We start from the raw sequence: 7,047 nt of genomic DNA, 5'->3' as shown, positions 1-7,047 counted from the left end.
GCGTAGGTGTGGTCGCGCAGCGACATGATCAGCAGCTTGGGAGACAACGGCTTTCCGGTGTTCCAGGCCGGGCACTGGCTCTGGCAGCGACCGCACTCGGTACAGGTGGTGAAGTCGAGCAAGCCCTTCCAGGTGAAGTCTTCGACCTTGCCGACACCGAACGTGTCGGTGTCCGGGTCGGCATCCTCCATCAGCAGGATCGCGCCGTCGGACATCATGGGCTTGACCGCCCCGAGCGCGACTCCGCCGTCGTCCTCCCGCTTGAAGTAGATGTTGAAGAACGCCGAAATCCGGTGCCACGCAACACCCCAGGTCAGCTTGCTGCCGATGAGATACAGGAACGCCGCGCCGGCGAGCATCTTGACGAACGCGAAGACCGAGATCATCAGCGGGCTGGCCGGTAGCACTCGGGCGACCTGCATGGTGAACAGGTCGGTCGAGATGTGCCCGCCGCCATACGTGGCGATCTTGCCTGCCTTGACCAGGACATCACCGAGACCGTGGATGAGCACGATCGTCTCGATGAGATATGCGGCAAGGAAATTCGACCCACCGAACCGGGACAGCCGCTCGGGTCGCCGCGGGTGGTTCAGCTGCCGAATGACGATCAGCGCCACGATTCCGATGATGGTGGCGAGGCTGAGGACTTCCTCCAGCAGGTGGTAGCCGAAGGTGTCGCCGATGATCGGCCAGCCGAACTCGGGATCGAAAGTCTGGCCGTAGGACTCGAAATAGAAGACCATCCCGAGCAGGAACCCGACCATCACCAGCCAGTGCGCCCAGCCGACGGTCCGGAACTTGTTCATCCGTGTGTGCGCGACAACCTCGACGACGACGGTCCTCGCCCGCGGCAGGAACGGGCGAAGCCGTGACAGGTCGGGCTGGCCCGCGCGGAAGATGCGAATCATCCGGCTGATCCCGGCGAAGAGCATCCCCCAGCAGAGCAGGGTAATCGTGATGCCGATGATCCCGAGTGTGATCGTGGCAGTGGTCATTGTGCAGCCCCCCAGTCCCGGTAAGTCAGTGACCAGGAACAACGGACATGTTACTGGTCGGTAACTTCATCCTTGGTGTCAAACTATCACCGAATCGGCGGAGGCGGAAGACCTGCTTCGGGGCAGCTTTTTCGAGGCCGGGTGTCAGTCGTCGTTCGAGGGTTGCATCAGCTTGTGTACAGGCGGAGGGCCCGGTCCAGGTCGACCTCGCGTGCCTCTCCGAGGTCGAGAAAGTAGTCGCACTGCCAGCTTTGAGACCGCCCGGCCTGCTTGTTCGCTGTCGCAGACCACGGTGGGTACACGCGGAATCCACGCTTCCCGCCCCGGCCGCCGACCGAAACGATGCCGTGCTCGATCAACGCCCGCTTCGGGAACACGAACTGACCTGAGTGGCGGTGTTCTCGAACGGCGATCACCAAGAGGTCGACGGCGTCCTCACTCGCGAACGGCTCCGGCGAACCATCGCTTGCGCGTTGCCAGACCGCTACGAACAACCCGACTTTCGCCGGTGTCACCTTGCCGATCCGGAACCTGACAGATCGGCCACCGACGTGGAACACGCAGGCCCCGTACTCGGCGTTCTCGGTCTCGGGAACTGGAGCCGAAAACTCCAAGCCCAGAAGGTTGTAGAGGCGCGATGCCTCGGCCAGTTCAGAATGCGTATCTACGAAAGCCACCGCAACTCCCCCTCCGCTAACCTCCGAACAGAAGGTACAGCCCGGTGAAGGTGAATCCGACCATGGTCAGCATCAATGCCAGCTGGCCGGTGAGTCGGTGACGAGGGGGGAGAAGCTGAAGGCAGCGGTCGTGGGCGGCGGTGACGGCGAGGATGTGGCCGATCAGGACGGCGAGCACTGTGGCGGTGGCGAGCAGGCTCGGATGACTCGACAGCATGTAGGCGACGTCTCGGTCGGCCAGGCCGGCGATGTTCCAGCCGCGATCCAGTGGGTCCGCGAACAGCAGCACTGTCGCCTGCCCCTTCTCGACGAGAAACGTGAGGTAGTGGGCGATCAGGTAACCCGCCACGAGAGGGGTGAGGCTGAACGCCAGCCGCCGCGGCAGCAGCGCTAGATCGGCGGGGGAGACACCGCCGGTGGCACGCGCGGCGACGGAGAACAGCCCGCCGACCACCCCGATGAAAACCAGCAGCCCGGCCGTGCGCACCAGCTCCGCGCCGAGGACCGGCGCCAGATCATCGACCAGCTCGCGCCACCGCGGGAAGGTGGAGAAACTGTCGAAAGCGGTGGATCCGAGCAGCGTCGCCGCGACGGCCACGGAACCGGCGAGTGCCGGAGTGCCCGCGAGATTGTTCAGTGGCATCCGCAACACCGCCCGTCCGGCGCTGTCCCGCCCATAGGGGCTCAGGTGCGCCAGTAGCGTGCTGTACACCTCGAGCGGATCGGCCCGTTCCGCCCAGACGGTGCCGAACAGTACGAGCCCGATCGAGGTCACGACCAGATAGCCGAGCAGCCACGTCAGCACCGATCCCACCGATCCTGGCGCGCGCCACGCCAATTCCAGCCAGACGAAGGAGAACAGGCCGAGCGCCGCGGGGCGGTACCCCCATTCCTCGCGGTAGCGGAGAAGCCCGAGTTCCGGCTGGCGTCGCAGCAGCAGGCAACCCCATCGGTGAATCGCTCTGGCTGGGGAGACGACCTTCCAGACCGGCCCGATCAGCAGGGACCCCACCATCACACCGACCCAGACGCCGACGTACAGCACTCCGGGCACCGGATTCCGGGCCGGGTCCGAGGAGCCGAACACCGCGATGACGATCACGCAGGCGGTCACCGCCACGCTCACCGCGGCGATGATCGTTCGCGTCGTGCGTGCGTCGATCACCCGGCGGACCGGCGCGGGCAGTACGTATCCCGGCGAGCAGGGGTCCAATCGTGGCCGGCGCCAGGCGAAGAACAGCAGCGCGAACGAGAAGGTCAGCGCCCACGCCGCGCCGACCAACGCGTAGGTGAGCGGAATCGGCAGGTCCGCGGCACCGCCGATACCGTGGGCGAGGACACTCACTGCCAGACCAGCAGCGTCGTCACCGTCCGTCCAGCGTGATGCAGTTCGATCTCCACCTGGCCTGGCACCGTCACGGTGAAGCCGAACTCCTGTCCGGAAGCCGCAGCCACGGGAAAGGTGTGCGCGGGGTCGGAGTGGACATGCAGTTCGTCGGTGGTGTCACTGTCGACTCGCAACACGATCCGTTCCCCGACCTCGGCTTCGGTGCGCGTATTGGCCGGGGAGACTGTGCCGTTCGCGATCCGGATGTCGATGGTGCGGGCTGCGCTCGCGGGCTCGCCGGTCGGGGTGGTCCTCGCCCCGGACCGGTCGCCGGATGCGCAGCCGACGAGCAGCGAACCCACCGCGACCGTGAGTAGCCCGTACTGGAGCACGCGATTGATCACGGATGCTCCTCGGTGCGACCGGTCTGCGCGGATCGTGTTTCCGCGTCTGCGTTCTCGCGTTTCTCCGCGCGCCGGTCCCGCATCGCGATGAACAGCACCAGACCGACGAGCGCGATCGCGGGCAGGAAGGCCGGAATCGCCAACAGCAGGGAGTGGTCGGCGAGAATGTCGACGTCGTCCTGGCGAATCATGTTGGGGCCGTTGTCTTCTGGTCCTGTGTGCGGCCCGCCGCCAGATAGCGGTCGTTGATGCGGGCAGCGCCCCACGACATCGCCGCGATCAAAGCCAGGCTGCAGGCCAGCACCACCAGGCCCGCGAGGCCGATCAGCCAGGACGGATGGTCGAAGGACCGCTCGCGCTGCAGTACCGTGATCTCCGCGACGAATGGCCGCGTGAAGCTCGCTGGCGCGGGCACCTCCGCGGCGCCGATGCCGGGATCGAGCGGCATGAAGATCGGCAGCGCGGCTTGCATGCGCCCATCCTGCAGGCGCAGCAGCGTTTTCCAGGTGCCGTGCACGGGCACGGGCCGGGTGGAAACGAAGTGGTCGTCGGCGACGCGGCGCAGCTTGTCCACGACGAGACCGTGGCCGGGACTGTCGTCGCCGGTGCCGCCCTGCCAGGACAGGATCTCCACCCATTCGGGATCGGAACCGATCAGATCCTCGGGGGAGAGCCGGATGTCGGCGGTGACCATCCGTCCGCCCTGTTCGGGCGCGGCGTCGGTGAGTGTGACGGTCGCCGACGCGCTCTCCGGTACCCGGATGATCAGGCCGTTCGTGGTCGCCGCTGCGGCGATCACCACCGCGACGACCACGATCCCACGCCGCACCGTGGGGCTGGGCAATGCCTCGCCGCGCAATACTGTGCCGAGCATCGCGCCGATCACACCGCCCGCCACACCGACCGGCACTGCCATCGCGAGCAGCTCCGGCCACATCCCGGCGACCCAGGGATTGACGAACATCCGCTCGATCCACAGCGATTCGAGCCAGACACCCACCGTCGCCACGCAGAACCCGGTAAGCGCGCCCCACCAGAGCGGGCGGCGAATCAGCGGCACGAGGGCGAGCAGTTCGACCACGATCGCGGCGCCGAGATACAGCGGAAACACGGTGCGCGGCGCCTCGAATCCGGTCCCGACGAGGACAGCGACGACATACCGCACACAGAATGCGAAGGCAACGAGCAGCAGCGTGCTGAATGGGCCGAGCGTCAACCGCGCCGAGATCAGGGCGATCGTCGCGGCGAAGACGATCAACATCGGATGCAGCACCAGCCGGAACTGCTCGACGCCGAAGTCGAACTCGACCTGGAACACCGACAGTCCGATCACCAGACCGCCGAAAGCGAATGCCCGAACCGCCCACAAGACCCGCCCGTCGACCCGCTCGGGATCAGGCCGGTTGTATCGGCCTTCGAGTTCGAGCAGCAGCACGCCGATCAACGACAAGCCCGCACCGCCGATGAGCATCAGGTGCGTCGGGCCCCAGAGGGTGACATCCTGGCCGAACAACCGATGCCAGATGTCGTCGAGCGGGAAACCGATCAGCGCGTACAACCCGGCACCCGCGATCAAGATGCCGCCGACGGGGGCGTACCAGTCGCGGGTGATGCGCACCGCGGCACTGCCCGGCTTCTCGTCGAGCGGCAGCACGATCGCCAGCATGCCGGCCATGAAGAGGAAGAACAGGCCGACCAGAATGAAGTAGTGCGCCGGGTTGGCCAGCGGTCCGGCGTCGCGGCCCTTGCCGACGTGCAGGCTCACATCCCAGATGAAGCCGAGGAACGCGGTCAGGATGGTCGCGAGGAACATCAGGATCGGCAGCGCCACCCAGCCGGGACGGTTCATGATGCGACCGCTGAAGTCGGCCAGGCGGCGCAGCCAGGTGATGCGCCGCGTCCGATGCAGGTAGGCCACCACCAGCAGGACCGCGCCTACCACCGCGGCCGCGCCGGTCATCAGTGCGACCTGATCGAGGGCAGCGCCACCGCCTTCGGTGCCCTGCGCGGTCAGGATTGTCGACGGATCGGTCATCGCTGTGGACACGGCAGTCCTCCGATGGGTCGAAGCGCCCGGTCTGCGGGGGTAACGAACAGTATCCCGAATTCCGCGCGGCGCCGGTACCCCGCGCGCACAGGACGCGGTTCGAACTCAGCGCTCAGCTGCGGGCAACCCCCGGTTGACTACCCGGCCTGACGGAGCTGCTCCCGGTACCGCTCGCCCCAGGTCTCCATCAGCCGGATGATCGGGACGAGTCCGCGGCCGAAGTCTGTCAGCTCGTACTCGACGCGGGGCGGGACCTCCGGATACACGGTGCGGGTGAGGACGCCGTCGCGTTCGAGTTCGCGCAGCTGCGCGGTCAGCATCCGCTGGGTCACGTGCGGCATGGTGCGGCGCATCTCGCTGAACCGCGCCGTTCCCTCACTCAGCTGAAAGACGATCATGCCCTTCCATTTGCCGCCGATCACATCGAGGGTGACTTCGACCGGGCAGTCGAAATCGAGATCCTGCTTACGTTTCGCCATGCCACATCCTCGTCTCACCGGCAAAGGTATGAAAAAGGGTACCGGGTAACAGAAATGTGCGTTCTTACGCGGATGTTCCCCGTCGGGCAGGCTCGGTTCCGCACGTTACCCCGCCCTGACAGGAGAATCAGAGATGGTCCAGCTGCTGCAGCTCGATGCCAGCCCGCGCCGGTCGCGCTCACACACCCGCACACTGGTCCGGGAGTTTGCCGAACGCTGGAGCGAGGGCGGACCCGGCAACACGGTGATCCGCCGCGACCTCGGCCACGAACCGCCTCCGCACCTCACCGAGGACTGGATCGCCGCCGCCTTCACCACGCCAGGCGAGCGGACCACGCAGATGCGCGAGGCCCTGGCCTACAGCGACCAGCTGGTGGACGAGCTGTTCGCCTCCGACGTGCTGGTGCTCGGAGTCCCGATGTACAACTTCGGGGTACCGGCGATGCTGAAGGCCTACATCGACCAGATCGTCCGGGTCGGCCGCACCTTCTCCTTCGACCCTGAGGCCGCGGCACCGTACACACCACTCGTCTCCGGCAAGCGCGCCTTCGTCATCGTCGGCACCGGCGACGCCGGGTACGAGATGGGTGGTCCGCTCGCGAGCGCGAATCACGTAGAGCCGTACCTGCGCACGGCCCTGGGTTTCATCGGCATCGATGAGGTCGAGTTCGTCTACACGGGCAACGACGAATTCGGCGGCGAGCGCCTGCAGCGGTCCCTCGCGTTCGCGCGGAACCGGGTAGCGGAGCTGACATCTGTGGGTGCAGTGAGCCATCGTCATCCTGTAGCCGAACATGCTGCCCCGCAACGTGATTGATCCCAGAGCAGGAGCTCTTCGGGGTGGGGTTACGCCGTCGGATCCGCGTTCGAGCAGGCGTACCCGGTGGCATTCTCCAAGCTGCCTGAAGCTGAATCTTGGGGTTGGCCAAGGGGAACCGGGGATTGACCCGGTTGTCGCATATCGCTGATGATTGTCGTAGGCCCCGGGCGAGGAGCGTCTATGAACACCAGTAGGCGGGGCGTCACCGCGGTGGCTCCGTCCATCCGCTGTCGGGTCGGCAGCGGGTGCGCCCATGAGCTGTTCTCGGATCACCCATGACCGAAACGACCCACACCCT

Annotated in this window: 7 protein-coding genes and 1 pseudogene; 1 reads left to right on the top strand and 7 read right to left on the bottom strand. The window is 66.3% G+C overall.

Annotation, left to right across the window (positions count from 1 at the left end; genetic code table 11):
- The 7 genes and pseudogenes from ACFWPJ_RS20265 to ACFWPJ_RS20235 all read right to left on the bottom strand — a co-directional run.
- A pseudogene (locus tag ACFWPJ_RS20265) lies at window positions 1-995 on the bottom strand (Fe-S oxidoreductase); the annotation flags it as partial.
- Window positions 996-1,162: 167 nt separating this feature from the next.
- Window positions 1,163-1,672 (bottom strand): MepB family protein, encoded by a 510-nt coding sequence (locus tag ACFWPJ_RS20260; RefSeq protein WP_378853498.1) that lies wholly within the window; start codon window positions 1,670-1,672, stop codon window positions 1,163-1,165.
- Between the two features lie 16 nt (window positions 1,673-1,688).
- Window positions 1,689-3,017 (bottom strand): hypothetical protein, encoded by a 1,329-nt coding sequence (locus ACFWPJ_RS20255; protein ID WP_378853496.1) that lies wholly within the window; start codon window positions 3,015-3,017, stop codon window positions 1,689-1,691.
- Complete coding sequence (locus ACFWPJ_RS20250) at window positions 3,014-3,403, bottom strand: hypothetical protein (protein WP_378853494.1); 390 nt, start codon at window positions 3,401-3,403, stop codon at window positions 3,014-3,016. Before ACFWPJ_RS20250 ends, ACFWPJ_RS20255 begins: the two co-directional genes overlap by 4 nt.
- Window positions 3,400-3,594 (bottom strand): hypothetical protein, encoded by a 195-nt coding sequence (locus tag ACFWPJ_RS20245; protein ID WP_378853492.1) that lies wholly within the window; start codon window positions 3,592-3,594, stop codon window positions 3,400-3,402. Before ACFWPJ_RS20245 ends, ACFWPJ_RS20250 begins: the two co-directional genes overlap by 4 nt.
- Window positions 3,591-5,438: a hypothetical protein gene (locus ACFWPJ_RS20240; protein WP_378853500.1), complete on the bottom strand. Its 1,848-nt coding sequence runs from the start codon at window positions 5,436-5,438 to the stop codon at window positions 3,591-3,593. Before ACFWPJ_RS20240 ends, ACFWPJ_RS20245 begins: the two co-directional genes overlap by 4 nt.
- Window positions 5,439-5,587: 149 nt before the next feature.
- Entirely contained in the window at window positions 5,588-5,929 is a 342-nt protein-coding gene (locus tag ACFWPJ_RS20235) for a winged helix-turn-helix transcriptional regulator (protein WP_378853490.1), read from the bottom strand.
- Between the two features lie 133 nt (window positions 5,930-6,062).
- On the opposite strand from ACFWPJ_RS20235, the gene ACFWPJ_RS20230 reads away from it, so the two are divergent.
- Window positions 6,063-6,746, top strand: coding sequence for an FMN-dependent NADH-azoreductase (locus ACFWPJ_RS20230; RefSeq protein WP_378853488.1), 684 nt, complete (start codon window positions 6,063-6,065; stop codon window positions 6,744-6,746).
- The last annotated feature ends 301 nt before the right edge of the window (window positions 6,747-7,047 follow it).

This window comes from Nocardia sp. NPDC058497 (assembly GCF_042720195.1).
GTDB lineage: Bacteria > Actinomycetota > Actinomycetes > Mycobacteriales > Mycobacteriaceae > Nocardia.
This window is presented reverse-complemented; position numbering and strand designations above follow the sequence as displayed.

Coding starts and splice junctions, on each gene's coding strand:
- ACFWPJ_RS20240 (WP_378853500.1), bottom strand. CDS start 5,438: ATGACCGATCCGTCGACAATCCTGACCGCGCAGGGCACCGAAGGCGGT.
- ACFWPJ_RS20245 (WP_378853492.1), bottom strand. CDS start 3,594: ATGATTCGCCAGGACGACGTCGACATTCTCGCCGACCACTCCCTGCTG.
- ACFWPJ_RS20230 (WP_378853488.1), top strand. CDS start 6,063: ATGGTCCAGCTGCTGCAGCTCGATGCCAGCCCGCGCCGGTCGCGCTCA.
- ACFWPJ_RS20235 (WP_378853490.1), bottom strand. CDS start 5,929: ATGGCGAAACGTAAGCAGGATCTCGATTTCGACTGCCCGGTCGAAGTC.